This is a genomic window from Vibrio sp. 10N.222.52.C12, from assembly GCF_041474215.1.
GTDB lineage: Bacteria > Pseudomonadota > Gammaproteobacteria > Enterobacterales > Vibrionaceae > Vibrio > Vibrio crassostreae_C.
The window spans coordinates 1,911-25,171 of the sequence record NZ_JBFRTR010000014.1 but is presented as its reverse complement, the minus strand read 5'-3'; the positions used below and the strand labels follow the sequence as shown (position 1 = coordinate 25,171).

The 23,261-nt window shown below is 43.0% G+C and carries 18 protein-coding genes; 12 read left to right on the top strand and 6 right to left on the bottom strand.

The window, feature by feature from the left end; genetic code table 11:
- The first annotated feature begins 81 nt into the window (after window positions 1-81).
- From rpsA to pyrF, 5 genes are all read left to right on the top strand, one after another.
- Window positions 82-1,752 (top strand): 30S ribosomal protein S1, encoded by a 1,671-nt coding sequence (rpsA, locus tag AB4623_RS03205; RefSeq protein WP_010439921.1) that lies wholly within the window; start codon window positions 82-84, stop codon window positions 1,750-1,752.
- 121 nt (window positions 1,753-1,873) lie between these two features.
- A complete protein-coding gene (gene ihfB, locus AB4623_RS03200; RefSeq protein ID WP_017060238.1) occupies window positions 1,874-2,158 on the top strand; it encodes an integration host factor subunit beta in 285 nt (94 codons plus the stop codon).
- 129 nt (window positions 2,159-2,287) lie between these two features.
- Window positions 2,288-2,560 (top strand): LapA family protein, encoded by a 273-nt coding sequence (locus tag AB4623_RS03195; protein WP_017066774.1) that lies wholly within the window; start codon window positions 2,288-2,290, stop codon window positions 2,558-2,560.
- Between the two features lie 12 nt (window positions 2,561-2,572).
- Window positions 2,573-3,748 carry a lipopolysaccharide assembly protein LapB gene (gene lapB, locus AB4623_RS03190; RefSeq protein WP_017066773.1) on the top strand — a complete coding sequence of 392 codons (1,176 nt, stop codon included), beginning with the start codon at window positions 2,573-2,575 and terminating at the stop codon, window positions 3,746-3,748.
- 124 nt (window positions 3,749-3,872) lie between these two features.
- Window positions 3,873-4,568, top strand: a complete 696-nt coding sequence (gene pyrF / locus AB4623_RS03185; protein ID WP_017060241.1) for an orotidine-5'-phosphate decarboxylase — start codon at window positions 3,873-3,875, stop codon at window positions 4,566-4,568.
- Window positions 4,569-4,672: 104 nt separating this feature from the next.
- On the opposite strand, the gene miaE is transcribed toward pyrF, so the two are convergent.
- Window positions 4,673-5,428 (bottom strand): tRNA isopentenyl-2-thiomethyl-A-37 hydroxylase MiaE, encoded by a 756-nt coding sequence (gene miaE / locus AB4623_RS03180; RefSeq protein WP_017060242.1) that lies wholly within the window; start codon window positions 5,426-5,428, stop codon window positions 4,673-4,675.
- 143 nt (window positions 5,429-5,571) lie between these two features.
- Window positions 5,572-6,336, bottom strand: coding sequence for a hypothetical protein (locus AB4623_RS03175; protein WP_017060243.1), 765 nt, complete (start codon window positions 6,334-6,336; stop codon window positions 5,572-5,574).
- Between the two features lie 322 nt (window positions 6,337-6,658).
- Here AB4623_RS03175 and cysB point away from each other — a divergent pair, with 322 nt between their 5' ends.
- Entirely contained in the window at window positions 6,659-7,633 is a 975-nt protein-coding gene (cysB, locus tag AB4623_RS03170; RefSeq protein ID WP_017060244.1) for an HTH-type transcriptional regulator CysB, read from the top strand.
- A gap of 140 nt (window positions 7,634-7,773) precedes the next feature.
- Window positions 7,774-8,976 (top strand): methyltransferase, encoded by a 1,203-nt coding sequence (locus tag AB4623_RS03165; RefSeq protein ID WP_372051735.1) that lies wholly within the window; start codon window positions 7,774-7,776, stop codon window positions 8,974-8,976.
- Window positions 8,977-9,131: 155 nt separating this feature from the next.
- On the opposite strand, the gene ald is transcribed toward AB4623_RS03165, so the two are convergent.
- Window positions 9,132-10,256 (bottom strand): alanine dehydrogenase, encoded by a 1,125-nt coding sequence (gene ald / locus AB4623_RS03160; protein ID WP_017060246.1) that lies wholly within the window; start codon window positions 10,254-10,256, stop codon window positions 9,132-9,134.
- A 156-nt stretch (window positions 10,257-10,412) separates the two neighbouring features.
- Between ald and lrp the strand changes: the two genes are divergently transcribed.
- From lrp to serS, 5 genes are all read left to right on the top strand, one after another.
- Window positions 10,413-10,907 (top strand): leucine-responsive transcriptional regulator Lrp, encoded by a 495-nt coding sequence (gene lrp / locus AB4623_RS03155; protein ID WP_004734558.1) that lies wholly within the window; start codon window positions 10,413-10,415, stop codon window positions 10,905-10,907.
- Window positions 10,908-11,070: 163 nt separating this feature from the next.
- On the top strand, window positions 11,071-14,253 hold the full coding sequence (locus AB4623_RS03150; RefSeq protein ID WP_372106192.1) for a DNA translocase FtsK 4TM domain-containing protein: 3,183 nt from the start codon (window positions 11,071-11,073) through the stop codon (window positions 14,251-14,253).
- Window positions 14,254-14,328: 75 nt separating this feature from the next.
- Entirely contained in the window at window positions 14,329-14,925 is a 597-nt protein-coding gene (gene lolA / locus AB4623_RS03145) for an outer membrane lipoprotein chaperone LolA (RefSeq protein WP_017060248.1), read from the top strand.
- A 64-nt stretch (window positions 14,926-14,989) separates the two neighbouring features.
- On the top strand, window positions 14,990-16,345 hold the full coding sequence (locus AB4623_RS03140) for a replication-associated recombination protein A (RefSeq protein WP_017060249.1): 1,356 nt from the start codon (window positions 14,990-14,992) through the stop codon (window positions 16,343-16,345).
- A 142-nt stretch (window positions 16,346-16,487) separates the two neighbouring features.
- Window positions 16,488-17,795, top strand: a complete 1,308-nt coding sequence (serS, locus tag AB4623_RS03135; protein WP_017107656.1) for a serine--tRNA ligase — start codon at window positions 16,488-16,490, stop codon at window positions 17,793-17,795.
- Window positions 17,796-17,938: 143 nt separating this feature from the next.
- On the opposite strand, the gene AB4623_RS03130 is transcribed toward serS, so the two are convergent.
- From AB4623_RS03130 to AB4623_RS03120, 3 genes are all read right to left on the bottom strand, one after another.
- Window positions 17,939-19,567 carry a response regulator gene (locus AB4623_RS03130; RefSeq protein WP_102429160.1) on the bottom strand — a complete coding sequence of 543 codons (1,629 nt, stop codon included), beginning with the start codon at window positions 19,565-19,567 and terminating at the stop codon, window positions 17,939-17,941.
- Complete coding sequence (locus tag AB4623_RS03125) at window positions 19,567-20,718, bottom strand: EAL domain-containing protein (protein WP_102429161.1); 1,152 nt, start codon at window positions 20,716-20,718, stop codon at window positions 19,567-19,569. Before AB4623_RS03125 ends, AB4623_RS03130 begins: the two co-directional genes overlap by 1 nt.
- Window positions 20,715-23,261 (bottom strand): ATP-binding protein (locus AB4623_RS03120; RefSeq protein WP_372145743.1); only part of this gene is annotated, 2,547 nt, incomplete at its 5' end. The genes AB4623_RS03120 and AB4623_RS03125, both read right to left, overlap by 4 nt.

Genomic DNA, 23,261 nt, shown 5'->3' with positions numbered 1-23,261 from the left:
GTCGCAAGGATGATGACCGGCGAATTTATCAACCCCATGCGGTAGGATACCCATGGACGTTTAATTATTGAAGATTAAATAATGACTGAATCTTTTGCTCAACTCTTTGAAGAGTTTCTATCTGAAACTGAATTCCAACAAGGCAGCATCGTTAAAGGTACTGTAGTAGCTATCGAGAACGGTTTCGTTCTTGTAGACGCTGGTCTTAAGTCTGAATCTGCTATCCCTGCTGAACAATTCAAGAACGCTGCTGGCGAACTTGAAGTTGAAGTTGGTGCTGAAGTAGACGTAGCTCTAGACGCTGTTGAAGATGGTTTCGGTGAAACTCAACTTTCTCGTGAGAAAGCTAAGCGTCACGAAGCTTGGATCGTACTTGAGAAAGCTTGCGAAGAAGCTGAAACTGTTGTTGGTATCATCAACGGTAAAGTTAAAGGCGGTTTCACTGTTGAACTTAACGGTATCCGTGCTTTCCTTCCTGGTTCTCTAGTAGACGTACGTCCTATCCGTGACACTGCTCACCTAGAAAACAAAGAGCTAGAGTTCAAAGTAATCAAGCTAGACCAGAAGCGTAACAACGTTGTTGTTTCTCGTCGTGCTGTTATCGAATCTGAAAACAGTGTTGAGCGTGACGAACTTCTTGAAACTCTACAAGAAGGTACTGAAGTTAAAGGTATCGTTAAGAACCTTACTGACTACGGTGCATTCGTTGACCTTGGCGGTGTTGACGGTCTTCTACATATCACAGATATGGCTTGGAAGCGCGTTAAGCACCCATCAGAGATCGTTAACGTTGGTGACGAAATCCTAGTTAAAGTTCTTAAGTTCGATCGTGAGCGCACTCGTGTTTCACTAGGTCTTAAGCAACTAGGCGAAGATCCATGGGTAGCAATCGCTAAGCGTTACCCAGAAGGTCACAAGCTTTCTGGTCGTGTTACAAACCTAACTGACTACGGCTGCTTCGTTGAAATCGAAGAAGGCGTTGAAGGTCTAGTACACGTTTCTGAAATGGATTGGACTAACAAGAACATCCACCCTTCTAAAGTTGTTAATGTTGGCGACGAAGTTGAGGTTATGGTTCTTGATATCGACGAAGAACGTCGTCGTATCTCTCTAGGTCTGAAACAGTGTAAAGCTAACCCATGGCAGTCATTTGCAGAAATGCAAGCTAAGGGCGACAAAGTTACTGGTAAGATCAAGTCTATCACTGACTTTGGTATCTTCATCGGTCTAGAAGGCGGTATCGACGGTCTTGTACACCTATCTGACATTTCTTGGAACGCTGCCGGCGAAGAAGCTGTACGTGAATACAAGAAAGGCGACGAAATCTCTGCTGTTGTTCTAGCAGTAGATGCAGAGCGTGAGCGTATTTCTCTTGGCGTTAAGCAAATGGAAAACGACCCGTTCAACGCATACGTTGCTGACAACAAGAAAGGTGTTCTTGTAAACGGTACTGTTACTGCAGTTGACGCGAAAGGCGCTACTATCGAGCTAATCGAAGGCGTTGAAGGTTACATCCGCGCTTCTGAAGTTTCTCGCGACCGTATCGAAGATGCATCTCTAATCCTAAGCGTTGGCGACAGCGTTGAAGCGAAGTTCACTGGTGTAGACCGTAAGAACCGCGTAATCAACCTATCTATCAAAGCTAAAGATGAAGCTGATGAGCAAGAAGCAATGGCTTCACTGAACAAGTCTGAAGAAGGCGCGTTCGGTAACGCAATGGCAGACGCATTCAAAGCTGCTAAAGGCGAATAATAGCTTCTCATTAAGAGAATTATAGCTATCTAGCCAAGAAAGGAGCCGTAAGGCTCCTTTTTTTTTGCTTATTTTTCCGATAGGTCTATAATTTCTAAAAAGAAAACCAACGAGGGTAACTATGACTAAGTCTGAATTGATTGAAAGACTGTGCGCTGAGCAAACGCATCTTTCTGCAAAAGAAATTGAAGACGCTGTAAAAGACATTTTAGAGCATATGGCTTCAACACTAGAAAGTGGTGATCGAATCGAAATTCGCGGTTTTGGCAGTTTTTCTCTGCATTATCGTGAGCCTCGTGTTGGACGTAATCCAAAGACTGGTGACAAGGTTGAGTTAGAAGGTAAATACGTTCCTCACTTCAAACCAGGTAAAGAGCTGCGTGAACGAGTAAACTCAGGAATGTAGCCTACTTATCGGAATTCAGAAAAGCGGCATACTATAATGTATGCCGCTTTTTTATGACCATAATATGGTGGTCTGATTAGTAATTTTCCTGCATAATCGTACAGCTAACCAACCAATGAGTGATGAACTATGAAAATTATAAAAATAGTCGCCGTTATCGCACTTTTCCTAATTGCACTGGCTTTAGGCTCTCAAAACCAAACAACTGTGAATTTCAACTATCTGCTAGCGCAAGGTGACTTCCACCTATCAAGTTTATTAGGTGTTGTATTCGTTTCAGGCTTCGCCCTTGCTTGGTTAGTCTTTGGTAATATGCACATGCGGTCTCAGCTAAAAATTCATCGCTTGAAGAAGCAACTCAATAAGCAATCAAAGCAGGTCGCTGCTGATACTAAAGCTTAAAGGCTATATTTGATGTTAGAGTTACTGTTCTTACTTTTGCCCATCGCAGCCGCTTATGGCTGGTATATGGGTAATCGTAATGCTCAGCAAGAAAAACAAAAGCAATCACACCAGATCTCCCGTCAATACGTGACGGGTTTGAACCTATTACTGTCAGATCAATCTGACAAAGCGGTTGATCATTTCATTGAGCTGCTTCAAGTAGACGATGAAACCATCGATACTCACTTGGCTTTGGGCAACTTGTTCCGCTCAAGAGGCGAAGTCGACCGTGCTATTCGTATTCACCAAAATCTCATCTCTCGTTCGGGGCTTACCCTCGATCAGAAAAACCTCGCACTGCAACAATTAGCGAAAGACTATATGGTCTCTGGCTTCCTTGATCGCGCTGAAAAAATCTTTGAACAACTTGTAGAAGAACCTGACCATAAAGAGGGCGCTTTACAGCAGTTGGTGGCTATTTATCAGCAGACCCGTGAGTGGAACAAGGCTATCCATTACGGAAATATCTTAGTTAAGCTCGGCAAGAAAAAAATGAAGATGCGTGCCACAGTCGCGCATTTCTGGTGTGAGCTTGCAATGCAAGAACAAGCCGATGGTAATCGTTCTAAAGCGCTTCAGCATTTTAAGAAGGCGCTTTCTGAAGACCCTAAATGTGTTCGCGCAAGTATCGCACTAGGGAAGTTCCACTTAGCGAACGAAGATTACCAAAAGACAATTGATTGTCTTGAATCGGTACTTGAACAAGATATCGATTTTATCAGTGAGGTGTTGCCAACCCTTGCTGAGTGTTACCACAAGCTTGGACAAGAAGCTCAATTGGTCGAGTTCCTCAAAGCGTGTATTCAGAAGAAAGCCGGTGTATCTGCCGAACTGATGCTGGCGCAATTGGTTGCTCACCATGAAGATGTAGGCTCTGCTCAAGAGTTACTGACAAAGCAGCTTGTTAAAAATCCAACCATGAAAGGTTTTTATCGATTAATCGATTACCACCTAGCGGAAGCAGAAGAAGGCCGAGCAAAAGACAGCTTAACCACACTTCAATCTATGGTTGGTGAACAGCTTAAGGTTAAGCCTCATTACCGTTGTCGTCAGTGTGGTTTCTCGACACACTCTTTGTATTGGCACTGCCCTTCATGTAAAGGGTGGGGGACGATCAAGCCTATTCGTGGGCTTGATGGTGAATAGATTTGTGGTCACTTTAAGACCAAATTATTAATTGCAGCTTTCGGGCTGCATTTTTATGACTGTTATTTATCACCTGCTTAGGTGATTAGAAATTTTTAGAAAGTTAACTGCGTTAGGAGATGAAATGAACGACCAAAAAATCATTGTAGCCTTGGATTATGATAATCAAGCGGATGCGTTAGCCTTTGTCGATCGAATTGACCCAGCATCTTGCCGCCTAAAAGTGGGCAAAGAGATGTTTACCCTGTTTGGCCCTGAATTTGTTCGTGAATTACATAAGCGTGGTTTCTCAGTATTTTTAGACCTTAAATTCCACGACATCCCGAACACATGTTCAAAAGCAGTCCGTGCTGCCGCTGAACTGGGTGTTTGGATGGTGAACGTACACGCAAGTGGCGGTGAGCGTATGATGACGGCTTCTCGCGAAATCTTAGAACCTTATGGCAAAGATCGTCCACTGTTAATCGGTGTAACGGTACTCACCAGTATGGAGCAATCTGACTTAGCGGGTATCGGTCTGGATCTTGAACCACAACAACACGTGATGCGCTTGGCTTCTCTAACGAAAAACTCTGGCTTAGACGGTGTTGTATGTTCTGCACAAGAGGCTTCTTTGCTTAAAGGTGCACTTGGTCAAGAGTTCAAGCTAGTTACTCCAGGTATTCGTCCTGTCGGCGCAGATGTTGGTGACCAGAAGCGCATCATGACGCCTTCTAAAGCGATTGAATCAGGTTCAGACTACCTTGTTATTGGTCGTCCGATTACGCAAGCGATAGACCCTGCTGCTGTACTTGCAGAGATCAACGGTACGCTTGCTTAAGTCTATATTTGGATTGAGATATAAATAAAGAAGGCCAGCAAATTGCTGGCCTTAATTTTTTAGTCTGGATTAGTCTAAACTGGACTGAATGTTCTGTGTGGAGCCTAAACCGGAGCACCACTATGGAATTTGAAGTCGCTGTCTTCTGAAGTGATAAGATCAGCTTCTACTTGAGCAAAATGCGAAATACGCTCTGAAATATCTTTCCCTGCGATCTGTTCTGCTAGCTCAAGGTAATCTTGGTAGTGGCGAGCTTCTGAACGAAGTAGAGACACGTAAAACTTCTCCATGTCTTCTTCCAAGAAAGGAGCCAATTTAGCGAAGCGCTCACAAGAGCGAGCTTCAATAAACGCACCGATGATAAGCTTATCAACCAGAGCATCAGGCTCGTAAGTCTTAACTTGTTTGATCAAGCCCTTAGCGTAACGACCCGCCTCGATTGGCTGGTAAGTCACGCCTTTCTTCTCCATCAACTCCATGACTTGGTAGAAGTGATGCAGCTCTTCTTTGATCAGTAAAACCATCTTATCGATTAGGTCAGCACCGTAATTACAGCCTTCTTTCGCTGTGATTTGCTTGGATACGTTGCTTTTACCACGCAGAGACTCTAAGTCTCCGATACGACGGTAAGCAAATTGCTCGTATGGCAAAATCCATTCATTCAGTTGCTTCGCGCTTTCTTTATCGACGGCGTACTTGCGAATAAGGAATAAAGCACTCTGTGCCGCCTTAAGTTCACACAGCATGTGATCGCGTAGAATGATGTGAAGATTTTCTGGCTTTTTGGCTTCATCTATCCATGAATCTGGCGTTTCGGCTTTAAGAAAAGAGTGGATTGGAGCGAGTAATTCTTGATACATGGTCAGGGAAAGTTTGTTGATAATGCGGGGATTTTATCACAGCTCAAGAGATCTCCCTATACAGAGAAAGGAAATTCAACAGCTACAAAAAAGGCCGCCTATTTAATGTAAATAAGGCGGCCTTTAAGTGTTGAGTTAGACTGTTACCATTTCTTCTTCTGACCGAAGAGGGCATCCATATCGTCTTCTCGTTCTTTAGATTCCATCTGCTGCAAATCTTGAGCGTTTTTGTCTTGGCGTTTCTGGTCAAGCTCGTTAAGCATCTGTTGAAGCTTTTCTTTGGCTTGATTAGAGTACGAGTCGTTCTTAGTCGCCAAAGCATCAATACCTTTGCGTAATAGCTGAATCGCTGTTCCCGGTTGTCCGCGAGAAATCGAATCGTTTGCACGTTTGATAACATTTTCAATGTTAATACGGATTTGAATTGTTTCTAGGCGAGCATTTTCAACCACATAAGCTTGAGTCTCGAAACGGCCTTTATTGTGCTCGTTGCGCACCGTATCACGCAGGCGTTTAACTAACTTAAGCATCATGATCGCTTGCTTGTCACTACTTGGTACGCGGAAAGCGGTACTCTCGCCACCTTTGTAGTTCTCTTTTAGCTGAGTGATTTGTTGTTTTACGCTTTCAATGCGTTGGGCAAGCTGCTTATTTTTTGGATCGAGTTGATACATGTTTTCTAATGCATCAAGAATTCGATTGTTTAAGCATACAAGAAGATCTTGGCTAAACGGCATGTGATGAGCGTTGCCAATCAGTTCTTCTGTACCGTCAATAATGGTTAGATAACGAGAAGCTTCCTGTTTCTTCGCTGTTTCTACCTTAACTTTATATTGAAGCATGATGTTGTAGCCTAAAACTAACACCAAAAGAACGGCTACTAAGACGATTATTAAACCAATATTCATATATTTGAGTCTGCTTATTATTTTCTATAGCTAACTGGAGAGGATACACGATTCCATTGTGTATCGGCACTCGTAAATTGCAATTTCTGATTATCTCTTGTTGAGCGAAATCGGCAATCAAAACTTACCAACTAATGTATGAGAATGAGGGTTGGGTTGCAAAGCGTTAGTGATGTTTTTGTTTGTTAAGCTAGAAAAACTCAATTTTCCTGTCATTTTTGTGTTCGAAGCGTTATAACTATTAATTATATTACACGCGACTATAACGCTCTCTTTGCAAATAAGTTAGCACAGAAATGAGTAAAGGATTACGAGGTTAGATATGAAGTTACAGCAACTGAAGTACATTGTTGAGGTTGTAAACCATAACCTAAATGTTTCAGCTACAGCAGAGAGTTTGTACACATCTCAGCCTGGCATTAGTAAGCAAGTTAGATTACTTGAAGACGAACTAGGCATTCAGATTTTTGAGCGTAGCGGCAAGCATCTAACGCAGGTTACCCAAGCGGGTGAGGATATCATTCGTATCTCTCAAGAGATTTTGGCGCGCGTTGAAAGCATTAAAGCGGTAGCGGGTGAACACACACATCCAGAGATGGGTACATTGAATATTTCAACGACTCATACTCAAGCTCGTTATGCACTGCCTGATGTGATTAAAGGTTTCACGGCGCGCTATCCAAAAGTATCGCTTCACATGCACCAAGGTACGCCAAGCCAAATGTCAGAAGCCGTCGCTAAAGGTACAGCGAATTTTGCGATTGCAACGGAAGCGCTACACCTTTACCAAGATGCGATTATGCTGCCTTGTTACCACTGGAACCGTTCGATCGTCGTGACCAAAGATCATCCCCTGGCACAGAAGCGTAATATCACGATCGAAGATCTTGCGGCTTACTCTCTCGTGACTTATGTATTTGGTTTCACTGGCCGTTCTGAGCTTGATACCGCGTTTAACAAAGTAGGTTTAACACCGCGTGTTGTGTTTACTGCGACCGATGCAGACGTAATCAAAACCTACGTTCGTATGGGCATTGGTGTTGGTGTAATTGCAAGTATGGCTATTGACCACGAGCAAGATACTGATTTGGTTGCGATTGATGCGAGCCATCTATTTGGTGCGAGCACAACCAGCATTGGTTTTAGAAAAGGCACCTTCTTGCGTTCTTACATGTTTGATTTCATGGAGCGTTTTGCACCGCACTTAACTCGCCCTGTGGTTGAGCAAGCTATTTCTTTGAAATCGAACGAAGAGATCGAAGAGATGTTTAAAGATATCGAACTGCCAGTTCGTTAATCTCATCGTGTAAATTTTGATTCTTATTCGGCCTGTATTTGCAGGCCGTTTTTCTTTTGGGCTTTTAGTTTTCGTTTTCTTTATCGGGCCTTTCCATTTCGACCTCTTACCCCTACAATCCACGCATCATAGGGGGAAGCATGCATTCACGATTTAAAATACTCGATTCATTTTTGCTAGAGCACCAGATTTACTGGCGTTCAGAGCCTTTTCACCTATGCCAAACTCAACAGCAGCCGTGGAAAGAGGTCAATCGTCCACTCGTTGATTGGTTAGAAAGCTTAGATAATGAAAGCATTCAAACCTTAAAAGAGCAGCCTCAGCTTTTGATTGAGGAACTGACTCGTTTCCTACCTGAATTAGAAACTGCTACCCAAAACATCCAGTTCGATAACACTGCTTTGGTTGGTTTAGACCTCCCACGTGGTACTGCTGATGGTATTCCTGGCCGAAAGCTACATCAAATTGTCACAATGGGCGAGGCTGCATTATGCCATCACCATGGCAAAGAGTGGCTCGAGTGGTGTTCTGGTAAAGGCTTTCTTGGTCGAATCCTATCTCAGCAATCGGATCAAAAAGTCACTAGCTTTGAATGGCAGCAATCGTTATGCGAAAGCGGACAAAAGATTGCGGATGACCAGAAGTTAGCGATGGATTTTGTTCAAGGAGATGCGTTTTCAGACAAGGCCGATGACGTGTTTAATTCGTACCAACATGCCGTGGCCCTTCATGCTTGTGGTGATCTTCATGTTGAGCTAGTTAAAAAGTCAGTGTCACATGGGCTACCAGCGGTCACTATTTCTCCTTGTTGTTATCATCTTATTCGAGACGAAAACTATCAAGCGATGTCTTCTATCGCGAAAAGCTCAGCATTAACGTTAAGTAAGAGCGACTTGAGAATCCCGCTTCAAGAAACCGTTACTGGTGGTGAAAGAGTAAAAAGACATCGTCAACTAGAGATGAGCTATCGTCTAGGCTTCAGCCAGTTGCTTAAGGCTGAACTTAACATTGACGAATACATTCCTGTACCGAGCATCAAAAAATCAGAGTTAGCTGAGGGTTTTGAATCTTTCTGCCGTTGGGCATCTGAAGTGAAAGAGCTATCGCTGGGCTCAGATATTGATTTTGACTCTTATTTGATTCAAGGCGAAGCGCTTTTCTGGGAAATGGAAAAGCTGAGTTTGGTTCAACAAGTCTTTAGACGACCATTAGAGATATGGCTGGCTTTAGATCGCGCTATCTATCTGCAAGAGCAAGGTTATGAAGCTACGATTGAAGAGTTCTGTGAACGCAGTATTACGCCAAGAAATCTATTGATTCATGGGGTTAAAATCGAGCGCTAGTGGTAAACCGTACTGTTACGTGTTTTTACGAACTAAATCCATTAATGCAAAAAAGCCAGCGCGACATAATGTCGTACTGGCTTTTTGTTTAATGTGTATGAGTTAACTGAACGCTTCAACGAGAAGATTATTGCGTTCAGTTAGTCATTACATCATTAGTTAAACATTGCGATTGCTTCTGCTGGGTCTACGTATTCAAGGTCAAAGCTTTCTGCAACTTCTTTACAAGTTACTTTACCGTGAATAACGTTTAGACCTTCTAGGAAGCCTTCATCAGATAGAAGTGCTTCGCGGTAGCCTTTGTTCGCTAGCTTAACAATGTAAGGAAGTGTTGCATTGTTTAGTGCGTAAGTTGAAGTACGAGCAACAGCGCCAGGCATGTTTGCAACACAGTAGTGAACTACGTCATCAACAATGTAAGTTGGGTCTGCGTGAGTGGTTGCGTGAGAAGTCTCGAAACAACCGCCTTGGTCGATTGCAACATCAACAACTGCTGAACCTGGCTTCATCTTAGCGATGTGCTCTTTTGTAACCAATTTTGGAGCTGCTGCGCCAGGAATTAGTACTGCACCAATTACTAGGTCTGCTTCTAGAACATGCTTCTCAATGGCGTCTTCAGTAGAATAAACCACTTTTGCGCGACCTTGGAATTCTTCATCAAGTCGACGCAGTGTATCTACGTTACGGTCAAGAATTGTAACATCAGCGCGAAGGCCTACAGCCATACGTGCTGCGTTAGCACCTACAACACCGCCACCAACAACAACAACTTTTGCTGGTTCAACACCTGGAACGCCACCAAGAAGAAGACCACAACCACCGTTAGATTTCTCTAATGTTTGTGCACCTGCTTGAATAGACATACGACCAGCTACTTCAGACATTGGTGCTAATAGTGGCAACCGACCCATATTATCTGTTACAGTCTCATAGGCTACGCAGACAGCTTTGCTCTTGATAAGCTCTTCAGTTTGTGGAAAATCTGGTGCAAGGTGTAAATAGGTAAATAATATTTGCCCTTCGCGAAGCATAGCTCGCTCGACAGCTTGAGGTTCTTTAACCTTTACAATCATCTCTGCTTTCGCGAAAACGTCAGCAGCAGTAGGAAGAATGGATGCGCCTACAGCGATGTAATCATCGTCTGAAAAACCGATACCAGTACCGGCATTGGTTTCTACAAAAACTTGGTGGCCGTGTGAGATTAGTTCTCTCACGCTAGCTGGGGTCATACCAACGCGGTATTCGTGGTTCTTGATTTCCTTAGGTACGCCAATGATCATCCTGACTCCTCATTTTATTTTGGTTGTTTTATCTATGTGTAGGGTAATTCTGTCGAATTAATATCTAGTATAGATAGGTTTAGATAAAATTTGATACTGAATATTAAAAAGTTGTAGTATATTTTTTTGCAAGGAAGTAATAAGGTGGAATAAAAAATGGCAGACAATTATAAGAAGCCGTCCAAGGAACTAGATCGTATTGACCGCAACATTCTTAATGAGTTGCAAAAAGACGGTCGTATCTCAAACGTTGAACTCTCAAAACGAGTAGGACTTTCTCCAACTCCATGTCTTGAACGTGTTCGTCGTTTAGAACGTCAAGGTTACATTACTGGGTACACAGCGTTGCTGAACCCACAGTACCTTGATGCTTCACTTTTAGTGTTTGTTGAAATTACGTTGAACCGTGGTGCGCCAGATGTGTTCGAACAATTCAACACCGCTGTGCAGAAACTGGATGACATCCAAGAGTGTCATTTAGTGTCGGGTGATTTTGACTATCTTCTAAAAACACGTGTATCTGATATGGGTGCTTACCGTAAGCTACTGGGTGATACGTTACTTCGTCTACCGGGCGTAAACGACACTCGAACTTACGTAGTAATGGAAGAAGTGAAACAAACCAATCAACTTGTGATTAAAACTCGTTAGTCACAATTGGTGAAATGAAAGAAAGCGGACATTTGTTCCGCTTTCTTGCTTTCTGGAATTGGGTTTTTCTGTTTGATATGGTTAAATCAACAGTAGTTTCATTGAAACGAGCGGCTTTGGCCGCTCGAGATGTTTTTATCCCGTTTAATTATTAAGTTGGTTTATGTTCAAGCAGAGCAGTAATAAAGTAGAAACAATCATTAAAACGAGTGAAGAGCCTCAGTCTCCTCGTTTGAGTGGTTCTCAACGTCTCAAAGAGTGCAGTCTGATTCTCGGTGTTCTCTTCTCTATTCTACTTGCCGTTGCGTTATTAACTTTTAGTCCTGCAGACCCATCATGGTCGCAAACGGCGTGGGGTGGTGACATTCAAAATGCGGGTGGCTACCTAGGTGCTTGGTTGGCGGATACGCTTTTCTTCGTATTTGGCTCTTTGGCTTACCCTCTGCCTATCTTAGTGACGGTTGCTGCGTGGGTTTTATTCCGCAAACGTAATGAAGACGAGCAGATCGACTTCATGCTGTGGGGCACTCGCTTACTTGGCCTGACTATCCTAATTCTTACGAGTTGTGGTTTAGCGGATATCAACTTTGACGACATCTGGTACTTTTCATCCGGTGGCGTGGTAGGTGACGTTTTAACAAGCCTTGCACTTCCAACGTTGAATGTTCTTGGTAGTACGCTGGTTCTTCTTTTCTTATGGGGTGCTGGTTTCACTCTATTAACCGGTATCTCTTGGCTAAGCATTGTGGAATGGTTGGGTGAATGTGCCATCAAATTTTTCACGTCTACTGTTAATAAGGCTCGTGGCCAAGACCAAGAGCTGCTTGAGCCTCAATTAAGAGAATCAGCAGACCGCGATTTAATCGAAGAACGTCATCAGCAGCATCAAGCGCCAACTTACCGCGATGTTCCTGCTATAGAAGGCAACAAAGAATCAACAGAGCATGATCCGCTAGATCCTGCGATGAGTTTTTCTGCGACCAATGAGTCGGCAGACGTGGCGACAAATGCGCGAGACAATGCTGCATCGCCGAAGCGTCATTACAATATTCATATGCCTGTCGATGCTCCTGCGAAACAAGAAGCTCCTGTTCATGAAGAACCTCAGGTTCAGCCTCAAGCGGTAATTGAGTCAGAGCAAACGATCCCTGCAGCAGCTGTTTACCAAGCGCCAGAAGAACCGCTAGAAGAAGGTATTGAGCGCTCTAAACAGTTGAATGCAACGATAGAGCAGCTAGAAAATGCGGCCATGTATGAAGATGACCTAGCAGAACAAGATCAGGTTGACGCGCATGATTCTCAGGTTGCTTACCAACAATACATGCAGAACGAACAACCAGAAGTTGGCCCTGCTCATGCTGACCTTAGAAGTGCTGAACCAGAATTAGATAGCTCACCACAAGTAAATGGCGAATTTGGTTCTGAAGATGTTCAACCTGAATCTTTATACGCTTCACCTATGGGCGAGCCAGAAGCAACCGTGGAAGACGATTTCTCTGCACAACCTTCACCGTTTGATGTTACGGAAGAGCAAAGCTACCAACAGGGCTCAGAGCTTGAATCAGAACAGGCTGAAGCTGAATTAGCTGACGCAGCATTAATCGAAGAACAGTTTGAACCTTTCCCTTATCAAGAAGAACATTCAGAACCTGAACAGCCAACAGCACAAAACCTAGAGCCAACTGTTGATCTTCCTTGGGAAGAAGTAACGGAAGAAGAACCTGCGCATCAAGATCAAGATCAAGATCAAGATGTCGCCGCATTCCAAAGCATTGTTTCTGAAGCCCAAGCGAATATGGCAGCGGCGCAGAATCCGTTCTTGGTTCAACAAGATGTTAATTTACCTAAGCCTGCTGAGCCATTACCCACGCTTGAATTGTTATTCCACCCTGAAAAGCGTGAAACCTTTATTGACCGTGATGCGCTAGAGGCAATTGCTCGTCTTGTTGAATCTAAGCTAGCGGACTACAAGATCAAAGCAGACGTTGTCGACATTTTCCCAGGTCCAGTAATCACTCGATTCGAACTTGATCTGGCTCCAGGTGTGAAAGTAAGCCGTATTTCTGGCCTTTCTATGGACTTAGCGCGTTCGCTCTCTGCATTGGCAGTACGTGTCGTAGAAGTGATTCCGGGTAAACCTTATGTTGGCTTAGAACTGCCGAATATGAGTCGCCAAACGGTATTCTTCTCAGACGTGGTTGCTAGCCCTCAGTTCCAAGAAGCGAAATCGCCAACGACAGTGGTTCTAGGACAAGACATCGCTGGTGAAGCCGTTATTGCTGATCTATCGAAAATGCCTCACGTTCTGGTTGCAGGCACAACCGGTTCTGGTAAGTCGGTAGGTGTGAACGTAATGATTCTGAGTATGCTTTACAAAGCATCACCGGAAGATGTTCGCTTCATCATGATCGACCCGAAAATGCTTGAGCTATCGGTTTATGAGGGTATTCCTCATCTATTGTCTGAAGTGGTAACCGACATGAAAGATGCGTCGAACGCCCTTCGTTGGTGTGTTGGCGAGATGGAACGACGTTATAAGCTGATGTCAGCATTAGGCGTTCGTAACATTAAAGGTTACAACGATAAGCTTAAGATGGCAGCGGAAGCGGGTCACCCAATTCACGATCCACTGTGGAAGCCGGGCGACAGCATGGACCCAGAAGCGCCATTGCTTGAGAAACTGCCTTACATTGTGGTTATCGTTGATGAATTTGCCGACCTAATCATGGTGGTTGGTAAGAAGGTTGAAGAACTGATTGCACGTTTGGCACAAAAAGCACGTGCGGCGGGTGTTCACTTGATCCTAGCGACGCAACGTCCATCAGTGGATGTTATTACTGGTCTTATTAAAGCGAACATTCCAACCCGTGTGGCCTTTACGGTATCAACTAAAACGGATTCACGAACTATCCTTGACCAAGGTGGTGCGGAATCACTATTGGGCATGGGTGATATGCTTTACTTGCCTCCTGGTTCTAGCCATACAACTCGTGTTCACGGTGCCTTTGCATCTGATGACGATGTACACGCAGTCGTGAATAACTGGAAAGCGCGTGGTAAGCCAAACTATATTGATGAGATCACCAACGGCGAACAAACCCCAGAAACCTTGCTTCCGGGTGAGAAGATGGAAGGTGATGAAGAGGTCGATCCTCTGTTTGATCAAGTGGTAGAACACGTTGTTCATTCACGTCGTGGCTCAGTTTCAGGCGTACAGCGTCGATTCAAGATTGGCTACAACCGTGCTGCACGTATTGTCGAGCAACTTGAAGCTCAAGGTATCGTAAGTGCTCCAGGTCATAACGGTAACCGAGAAGTCTTAGCACCAGCGCCACCAAAAGATTAGTTCCGGTAGGAACTCATAACTATTCAGTCGGTCAAATCGAAAATATGACCGACTTATGTTCTAACAGGATTATTGATGAAAAAAGTATTCGCACTTTTATTTATGAGCTTCTCAGTGTTTGCTTCTCCGAAAGAAGAGTTGAGTAGCCGCTTGGCATTAAACGCAGGCTTCAGCGCTGACTTTAAACAAGTCGTGACCAGCCCTGATGGTGATGTTGTTATGGAAGGTGAGGGCACGGTAGAGATTGCACGCCCAAGCCTGTTCCGCTGGGAGACCACGTTCCCTGATGAAAACTTGTTGGTATCTGATGGCCAAAGCTTGTGGTACTACAGCCCGTTCATTGAGCAAGTGAGCATTTATTGGCAAGAGCAAGCGACATCACAGACACCTTTTGTCCTGCTTACACGTAACCAAGAAAGTGATTGGGATAATTATAATGTGGCGCAAACGGGTAACCAATTCACGCTAACGCCAACTGCTGTCGATTCTAATCAGGGTGACTTCCAGATTAATATCACCGAAAAGGGCATTGTTCAGGGCTTTAATGTGATTGAACAAGACGGTCAAAAAGGTGAGTTTACCTTTAGCAATGTTGATTTGGGTAAACCTGCAGCAGACCGCTTTACTTTTGTGGCACCGGAAGGTGTCGAGGTCGACGACCAAAGAAACTGATCTAAACAAGCAGATCGTTTGGTAGTACGTCGATAGGCATTAATGCCATCAACGAATCAAGAGATTGCAATTGAGTAATTACAGCTTAGATTTTGCGGGGGACGAAGATTTTCGTCCCCTTGCTGCTCGTATGAGACCGGAAACTGTCGAACAGTACATCGGTCAGCAGCATATATTAGGCCCAGGTAAACCACTTCGCAGAGCGTTGGAAGCGGGCCATATCCACTCGATGATTTTGTGGGGGCCTCCGGGCACCGGTAAAACGACGTTAGCCGAAGTTGCAGCAAACTATGCGAATGCTGAAGTGGAACGCGTATCGGCGGTAACCTCGGGCGTAAAAGACATTCGTATTGCAATTGAAAAAGCGCGCGAGAACAAGCAAGCAGGGCGCAGAACCATCCTGTTTGTGGACGAAGTCCATCGCTTTAACAAAAGTCAGCAAGATGCTTTTCTGCCTCATATCGAAGATGGCACCGTGACCTTTATTGGTGCGACGACAGAAAACCCATCTTTTGAACTGAACAACGCTTTGTTGTCACGTGCGCGTGTCTACAAACTGACGTCCCTGAACACAGATGATATTTCTCTTGTCATTCGCCAAGCGATTGAAGATAAGCAACGTGGGTTAGGTGATGTGCCTGTTGATTTTGCTGATAATGTTTTAGATCGCCTTGCAGAACTGGTTAACGGCGACGCGCGTATGTCGCTTAACTACCTTGAACTGCTGTATGACATGGCAGAAGACAACGATAAAGGCGAGAAAGCGATAACCTTGCAGTTGTTGGCTGAAGTGGCTGGTGAGAAAGTCGCTCGTTTCGATAACAAGGGTGATATTTGGTACGACCTAATCTCCGCGGTTCATAAGTCAATTCGTGGCTCAAACCCTGATGCGGCCTTGTACTGGTCAGCACGAATGATTGCTGCGGGTTGTGATCCTTTGTATATCGTTAGACGCTTGCTGGCGATTGCTTCTGAAGATATCGGTAACGCTGATCCTCGCGCCATGCAGGTAGCGATGTCGGCTTGGGATTGCTTCACGCGCATTGGCCCTGCTGAAGGGGAGCGTGCGATTGCGCAGGCGGTTGTTTATCTCGCATGTGCACCAAAGAGTAACGCCGTTTACACCGCGTGGAAGCAAGCGTTAACAGATGCTCACAATCTTCCTGAATATGAAGTGCCGCATCATTTGCGAAATGCACCGACAACTTTGATGAAGGACATGGGCTACGGGCAAGAATACCGTTATGCTCATGACGAACCAGGAGCCTACGCCGCTGGTGAAAAGTATCTGCCTCCTGAAATGGGAGAGAAGCAATACTATTTCCCAACAAAACGAGGCTTAGAGACCAAAATTGGCGAGAAGCTAGATTATCTGGCGGATTTGGACGCAAAAAGCCCACAAAAACGCTATGAAAAGTAGTCTTTTTTGGATATCGTTACCTAGTCATAAAATTTCAATTAAATCGTTATAAATTGGTCGAAATAACACCAGTTTTAGGGGTTTAGCAGTGATTCAGTAGCAAGCTACTGAATATTCAAATAACTAAAGCATAGGATTAGCAATGCTGGATTCTAAATTACTTCGAGCTGAGCTGGATGAAACAGCGGCAAAATTAGCACGTCGAGGCTTCACCCTTGATGTAGAGACAATTCGTGAACTTGAAGAAAAACGTAAGTCCCTTCAGATGAAAACTGAAGAGCTACAAGCGTTACGTAACTCTCGATCGAAGTCCATTGGTCAAGCGAAAGCAAAAGGCGACCATGAAGAAGCTGAGCGTATCCTTGCAGAAGTAGGCAACTTAGGCGCAGAACTAGACCAAGCTAAAGTAGCATTGGCTGATCTTCAATCTGAGCTAGAAACGATCACAATGTCTATTCCTAACCTACCTGATGCAGAAGTGCCAGATGGTAAAGATGAAGACGATAACGTAGAAGTTTCTCGTTGGGGTCAACCTAAGACTTACGACTTTGAAGTGAAAGATCACGTCGATCTTGGCGAAATGTCTGGCGGTCTTGATTTTGCTAGCGCAGTTAAAATCTCGGGTTCTCGTTTCATCGTGATGAAAGGCAAATTTGCACGTCTACACCGTGCTATTGCTCAGTTCATGCTGGACCTTCACACTGATGAGCACGGCTACACAGAAATGTACGTACCGTATCTAGTGAACCACGATAGCCTTTACGGTACTGGTCAACTTCCTAAGTTCGGCGAAGACTTGTTCCACACAAGCCCGCTAACTGAGCAAGTAAGTGACGTACCTCTTAAGACTTTATCGCTTATCCCTACTGCGGAAGTACCGGTAACGAACATGGTTCGTGACACGATCACTGATGAAGCTGAACTGCCACTTAAGATGACAGCTCACACGCCGTGTTTCCGTTCTGAAGCGGGTTCTTACGGTCGTGACACTCGTGGTCTTATCCGTATGCACCAATTCGATAAAGTTGAATTAGTACAAATCACTAAGCCAGAAGACTCAATGGCAGCGCTTGAAGAGCTAACTGGCCACGCTGAGAAAGTACTTCAACTTCTAGAGCTTCCTTACCGTAAAGTGATTCTATGTACAGGTGACATGGGCTTCGGTTCTGCGAAAACTTACGACTTAGAAGTATGGGTTCCAGCACAAGAGACTTACCGTGAGATTTCTTCTTGTTCAAACATGTGGGATTTCCAAGCGCGTCGTATGCAAGCTCGTTTCCGTCGTAAAGGCGAGAAAAAACCTGAACTTGTACACACACTAAACGGTTCTGGTCTTGCTGTTGGTCGTACTATGGTTGCTATCCTTGAGAACAACCAAGAAGCAGATGGCCGTATTGCTATCCCAACAGTACTTCAACCATACATGGGCGGCGTAACGCACATCGGTTAATGTCAATTTAGGTTAATCGAATTTAGATTAATCTAACTCATTAGAATAGTTAAAAGGCTTTGCTGTAATGGCAAAGCCTTTTTTTTACCTGAAGTCTTAGAACCTAAAGTGTAGAAAGAAAACTTAGGAAGTCTACGATACATCTATAATCGATTAGTTTCTACATTGCGACACATCGATATGGCTTTACTGTAGAAACGTAGATAATCCATGTCATATAATTCTTGTGCGGTGTAAAGCTGTAAGATGACTTCGTCACACTCTTTAATAATCGTGTTCACTTGTTTTGACCCTATTGAACTTGGCCAAGCAAGAGTAAGTAGCTTGATAATATTCATGCACACCTTTTTTATGACTGGCGCGCGCTCCTGTATATTCAAGTATATTGTCAATAAAGCTTTATAGTTGGATTGTGCCTTTTCTATTGTAATATTCTGCTCTTTCAGCCATCGTATTTTTCGATGATTTTGACTGTTTAGTTCATTTAACATTGTCATTTGACTTGATATGATCGCCGAACTTTCTGTTTTAATGATTAAAATCTTACTTCGCTGGACCGCTATTTTGAATTCGCACTCACAACTCATTTTGTCGAGTAACCACGCATGATGATAAATGGTCGAAAATTCTCTGAATTGGTTACCGTTGTGTAGATCAGTTAAGAGATTAATCGATTTTTTGTACTCTTTTTTTTCAAACGAAATATGTGCAGCGATAAGTGCAAGGTCGCAGTGGATCTCAGGGATTTGCTCTTCCCAGACTTTACTCAGAATGAAGTTAACTTGTTCGAGTTTCTGTTGCTTATTAATATCATCGGAAGCTGAATATAAAAGAAACCTAACGTGATTGAGCTTCATTAGCACATTGTCGCGAAACGTATCCTTATTGAAATGAATGTAATTTTGGTAGTGCTTAAGTGCGGTTTCAGAATCGTTAACGGATAAACATAGGTTGGCAATTGCTAGTTCACGATCTGAGTTTCCAGGCGTTAACTTACTAGCTAGTTTGAAGTGTGCTATCGCAGCTGGTATTCGATTACTGAGCAAACTCACATGAGCTGCTTCATCACGATACAACGTATTGCTTGGTGCGTTTTTGATCAATGTTGATATGATTTGATTGGCTTCGGTCTGTTGTCCTAAGTTAGCTAGGCTGTTCGCTAAGCCTGCTTGTGCCCAGTCGAAATTCCCTTCTGCCATAGCACTCTCATACACTATTTTTGCTTCATCAAACAGCTCAAGTTTAGAAAGGAAATGGCCTCTGAATTGTTCGATTGTAGAGAAGTACTCTGGGTGAAAATGCGATAGAGCTTCACAATGCTCAAGGCCTTCTCGATAGAGATGCGCTCGATCAGCATTATAGATTTCTTCTAGTGTTTTCTTCTTACGAATCGATGCTGTAATACGTAATTTTAAGGTCTCACGATTAAAAGGTTTTAGTAAGTAGTTATCTGGGCGCAATTCAATAATTGGTCTAATAAAAAAAGCTGAGTTTTCCCCAGTAACTAGTATAAAAACACCATCATCTTTTAACATTCGTGTTTGTTTTAATTCTTCAAATAATTGCTTACCATTCATGCCCTCGCCAAAATTGTAATCACAAATGATGACATCAAATGATGTTTCATTGACTAGCGATATCGCGACTTTTGGTGAGGTGGAAAGAAAGATGTTTTTTTCATGAAATCCAATATAAATCAACATATTGCGTATGGTGGAGAGGACTATTGGTGCATCGTCAACAATAAGGACTTGCAGTTGATTTAACCTCATTATTTCAAATCATTCTGAGAGATTAATTCGGAAAAACTTGCTGGCTTCGATGTGAAGTAGCCTTGGTATCTTGTCATACCAATTGAAGATAGATAATCAAAATCCTGTTGTTTCTCAACACCTTCGATAATACAAGACAGCCCTAAATTTTCGGCCAGATTAATGCAGGCTTTGGTTAGCACTTGATGCTTTTTGTTGGAACTAACATTATGTACGAAGCTTCGATCCACCTTTAACTCGGTAAAAGGTAAGTTCGAGAGTTGTGATAATGAGGCGTAACCTGTCCCGAAATCATCAACAGAAAGACCAATACCGGACATGCTCAATTTTGCGATATTCTTATAACAATTGGTATCAAGCAAAAAAGTTTCGTGTTCAGTTATCTCTAATGTGAGCAATGAAGGGGATACATTGTATTCATTGCATAAGTTTATTATCTTGTCTGCGACATCGATCCTAAGCGTTGATTGCTCGATGTTGATGGAAAAAGCTAATGGCTCGCGCAGCTTTGAGATATCTTTTAGCCCTTGTTCCAGAACGTTGTAAAACAGCTTATCCAATAAATTAAGGCGTCGAACAGATTCCATGAAGTGGAGTGGAGTGAGTAAACCCAATTCAGGGTGCATGAGGCGCGCAAGTAGCTCTACACCAACGGCTTGAGTTTTGTTTACGTCGTGCTGACTTTGATATGCGTTAACGAACCAATTCTTTTCGAATGCTAACTGAACTTGTTTATCGTTTAACACAACAGGTAAGCTCTGAATCGCATTCACTGTATTGGATAAAGAGTGAGAAGATAATAAGCGTTGGATATGTGAGTCTTTAACTGGCTTACGAATAACCTCAACGTGTTGATAGCCAATTAATACACACATGTTTTGGGTCGACTCTAATGCTGAGCTAGCCATGGCACTTAATATAACGACTCGTTTAATCGATCTCATCGCTTGTGGTGATGCTAGCAAAGATACGCCATCAATTTGTGGCATTTGCAAGTCACAGAAAGCGAGGTCAAAGTTATGATTCTGACATATTTTGATCGCTTCTTCGCCATTCGAAGCGGTATAAACGTTGCTAATTTCGTATCTCTTAAGCAAAATTTTTATCGATGTTGCTTGGAGCAATGAGTCTTCGACGATCAATACTTTCACTGGAGGTTTAGCCTTTTTAATATGATAGACGCCGATTCAATCGACTTATTTAGCTCATCGGTGAGCTGTTTTAATTTTTGAGCGTTGTTCGGGTCCTTTTCACAGTCTTTTGCTGCTCGGTAAAGTGTCGTTAAACCAAGTAACCCCGCGGATCCTTTGATTCGATGGGAGACTTCTTTTATATTCTCTTTTTCGTCTTGTAACATTGATTTATCAGCAGTGAACGATTCGAAGATCACGCTTGCCATCTGTAATTGTTCGTCTTCAGAGTAATTGCTTGCCCATGGCTGGTCAGGGTGTTGTTTGATGCAAGTTGCTGGGAGCAACTGCTCTAGGGCGACTGCCAACTCATTAAAAGAATAAGGTTTATAAATCACTTGGTTCATCCCAACACGTTCAGCTTTTTCTACTACCAGTTTGGAATCTTCCGCGGTACAACCAATCACAGGGTAATGAGATAATTCGGGCGATGATTTGATTATTTCAGTTAATTCGTACCCATCCATATTTGGCATGTGACAATCGGTGATGACTAAGTCAATTACTTGATCACTCTGCTTCAAAATATCCAATGCCTCTTGCCCATCTTTGACTATGATGGCGTTAAGTCCGAACTGCTTTAATTGTTTAGTAAACAATAACCGATTGATTGGGTCGTCATCGGCTATTAATACGTTGCCTTCGAATTGATATCTATTTCCAGTATCGTAAGTCAACGGATCTCTGGATGTGGTTAAGGCTGACAATAAATGATCTGGGTATAGATTTTGCCATTGGTTAGATCGAACGAGATTAAAGGTATTTTGGTCTTTTGAGCTCTGATGAGGTACTCCCCAAGCTTTGAGCCACCTTAGTATTTCTCGATCTTCGGTGCTGATTTCCTGAGGTGTATTTAGTATTGAAGATTTTGCTTCCACGGGGATAGTGACGGAGATCTTTGTTCCTAACCCTTGTTTACTCTCAATCTTTAACTCACCATTCATCATGTTGACCAAACGCTGAACAACGGTAATACCTAGCCCAGTACCTCCATAACGACGGCTAATACTATGGTCACCTTGAGCAAACGGTTGGAATGCACGAGTAATTTGCTGCTCAGACATACCACAACCAGTATCTGTTATAGACAGGCTTAACTGGTGCTCAGTTACATCGACGTTAATGAGAACAAAGCCGCTTTCTGTAAACTTAATCGCGTTGTTAAGTAGGTTGTTGAGTATCTGTGTTACTCTCAGCCAATCTAAGCTAGCTGTATTGATTGAGCCTGTTTTCCAATCCACTTTAAAGTTGAGGTTGTTTAATCTTGCGTGTGTTTCAAATGTCCTAAAAATAGGGCACAGTTCTTGATAAATATTGCTGTTTCTAGATTCTAAATGAAGCTGATTTGCCTCCATCTTTGAAATGTCGAGAATATCACTGACGAGCAATTTCAATCGTTCTGCAGATATCTGGGCATTCGATAACAGTTCCATATTGTCTTTGCATTCAATTTTGGTACTTAGTAACTCCATTAATCCGATCATTGCGGCAATTGGTGTGCGTAGTTCATGACTGACAATCGCTAGGAATAAATCACGAGCTTTGATAGCTTCTTGGGCTTTTGTGTTCGAAATTTCTAGTTCGCGTTGTTGAGCTTCCCATCTCGTTAAATCATCTAACACAGTGACTGTGTAATAGCTCTCGTCTGAGCTATTCATTACACGTTGTCGAATTACTCTGAAGTGTTTTTCGTGTCCACTACAGTGACACTTTATTGTTTTCCAGATACCAAGAGCTAATGTGTTTTGAGCTTGGCTTTCGGCCTGTTTAAGCCAGCAAGATTTTTGATCGTTACCTGCCGTTAAACATAAATCTCTTTGTTTGTTAAATGCGCTATTGGATAAGACTAGCTTATTTGTTTGATCATGAATCGATATCAAGGTTGGTAAGCTATCCAGTAATGTCGTTAGCCATTGGATTTGTTTGTAACTTCGTTGTTCTGATTGTTTTGCTTTGTTTAGTGAAATGGAAAGACGCCTAGTTTTGACTAATCCATAAGTCACTAGAACGAAAATAAAGCTAGAAACGGCTAACGTATAAAGAACAATACGTTCTTCGCTATAGCCGTATTGTGCTGTTATATTGTGGTGCTTGAGAGTTAGAAGATCGATTTCGTTTTGTGTTGTTAAAGAAATCGCTGAGTTGATGACGCTTTGAAGAAACGTTGAGTCCTGATGTAATATCACACCTATATTTTTGAACAATGAAGCTGCATTATCTCGAGCTTCAATGTGAAATATGTCGGAATACCCGTTGTAAACGTATAGATTCGCTATACTTTGTGGAATGTAAGCGTGGGTGATCTTTCCATTACTCATGTCTTTAGCAAGAGTTTTTATATCTTGGTACATGACGGCGTCACTGAAATCTAATTTTAATGACTCTTTCTGTATAAAGTACCCGGTTCTATCAAGAATCGCTGTTCGTTTAGTGTCTACATTTTTGTTCGTTGCAATATAGGCCCAATGAAGCTTCATAAAAGGTTCACTAAAAATAAATTCGTT

Excerpts from the sequence above, each read along its gene's own strand:
- lrp (WP_004734558.1), top strand. The coding sequence starts at position 10,413 with ATGGCAGACAATTATAAGAAGCCGTCCAAGGAACTAGATCGTATTGAC.
- cysB (WP_017060244.1), top strand. The coding sequence starts at position 6,659 with ATGAAGTTACAGCAACTGAAGTACATTGTTGAGGTTGTAAACCATAAC.
- AB4623_RS03165 (WP_372051735.1), top strand. The coding sequence starts at position 7,774 with ATGCATTCACGATTTAAAATACTCGATTCATTTTTGCTAGAGCACCAG.
- pyrF (WP_017060241.1), top strand. The coding sequence starts at position 3,873 with ATGAACGACCAAAAAATCATTGTAGCCTTGGATTATGATAATCAAGCG.
- AB4623_RS03150 (WP_372106192.1), top strand. The coding sequence starts at position 11,071 with ATGTTCAAGCAGAGCAGTAATAAAGTAGAAACAATCATTAAAACGAGT.
- lolA (WP_017060248.1), top strand. The coding sequence starts at position 14,329 with ATGAAAAAAGTATTCGCACTTTTATTTATGAGCTTCTCAGTGTTTGCT.
- ihfB (WP_017060238.1), top strand. The coding sequence starts at position 1,874 with ATGACTAAGTCTGAATTGATTGAAAGACTGTGCGCTGAGCAAACGCAT.
- rpsA (WP_010439921.1), top strand. The coding sequence starts at position 82 with ATGACTGAATCTTTTGCTCAACTCTTTGAAGAGTTTCTATCTGAAACT.
- AB4623_RS03130 (WP_102429160.1), bottom strand. The coding sequence starts at position 19,567 with ATGAGGTTAAATCAACTGCAAGTCCTTATTGTTGACGATGCACCAATA.
- miaE (WP_017060242.1), bottom strand. The coding sequence starts at position 5,428 with ATGTATCAAGAATTACTCGCTCCAATCCACTCTTTTCTTAAAGCCGAA.
- lapB (WP_017066773.1), top strand. The coding sequence starts at position 2,573 with ATGTTAGAGTTACTGTTCTTACTTTTGCCCATCGCAGCCGCTTATGGC.
- AB4623_RS03175 (WP_017060243.1), bottom strand. The coding sequence starts at position 6,336 with ATGAATATTGGTTTAATAATCGTCTTAGTAGCCGTTCTTTTGGTGTTA.
- serS (WP_017107656.1), top strand. The coding sequence starts at position 16,488 with ATGCTGGATTCTAAATTACTTCGAGCTGAGCTGGATGAAACAGCGGCA.
- AB4623_RS03195 (WP_017066774.1), top strand. The coding sequence starts at position 2,288 with ATGAAAATTATAAAAATAGTCGCCGTTATCGCACTTTTCCTAATTGCA.
- ald (WP_017060246.1), bottom strand. The coding sequence starts at position 10,256 with ATGATCATTGGCGTACCTAAGGAAATCAAGAACCACGAATACCGCGTT.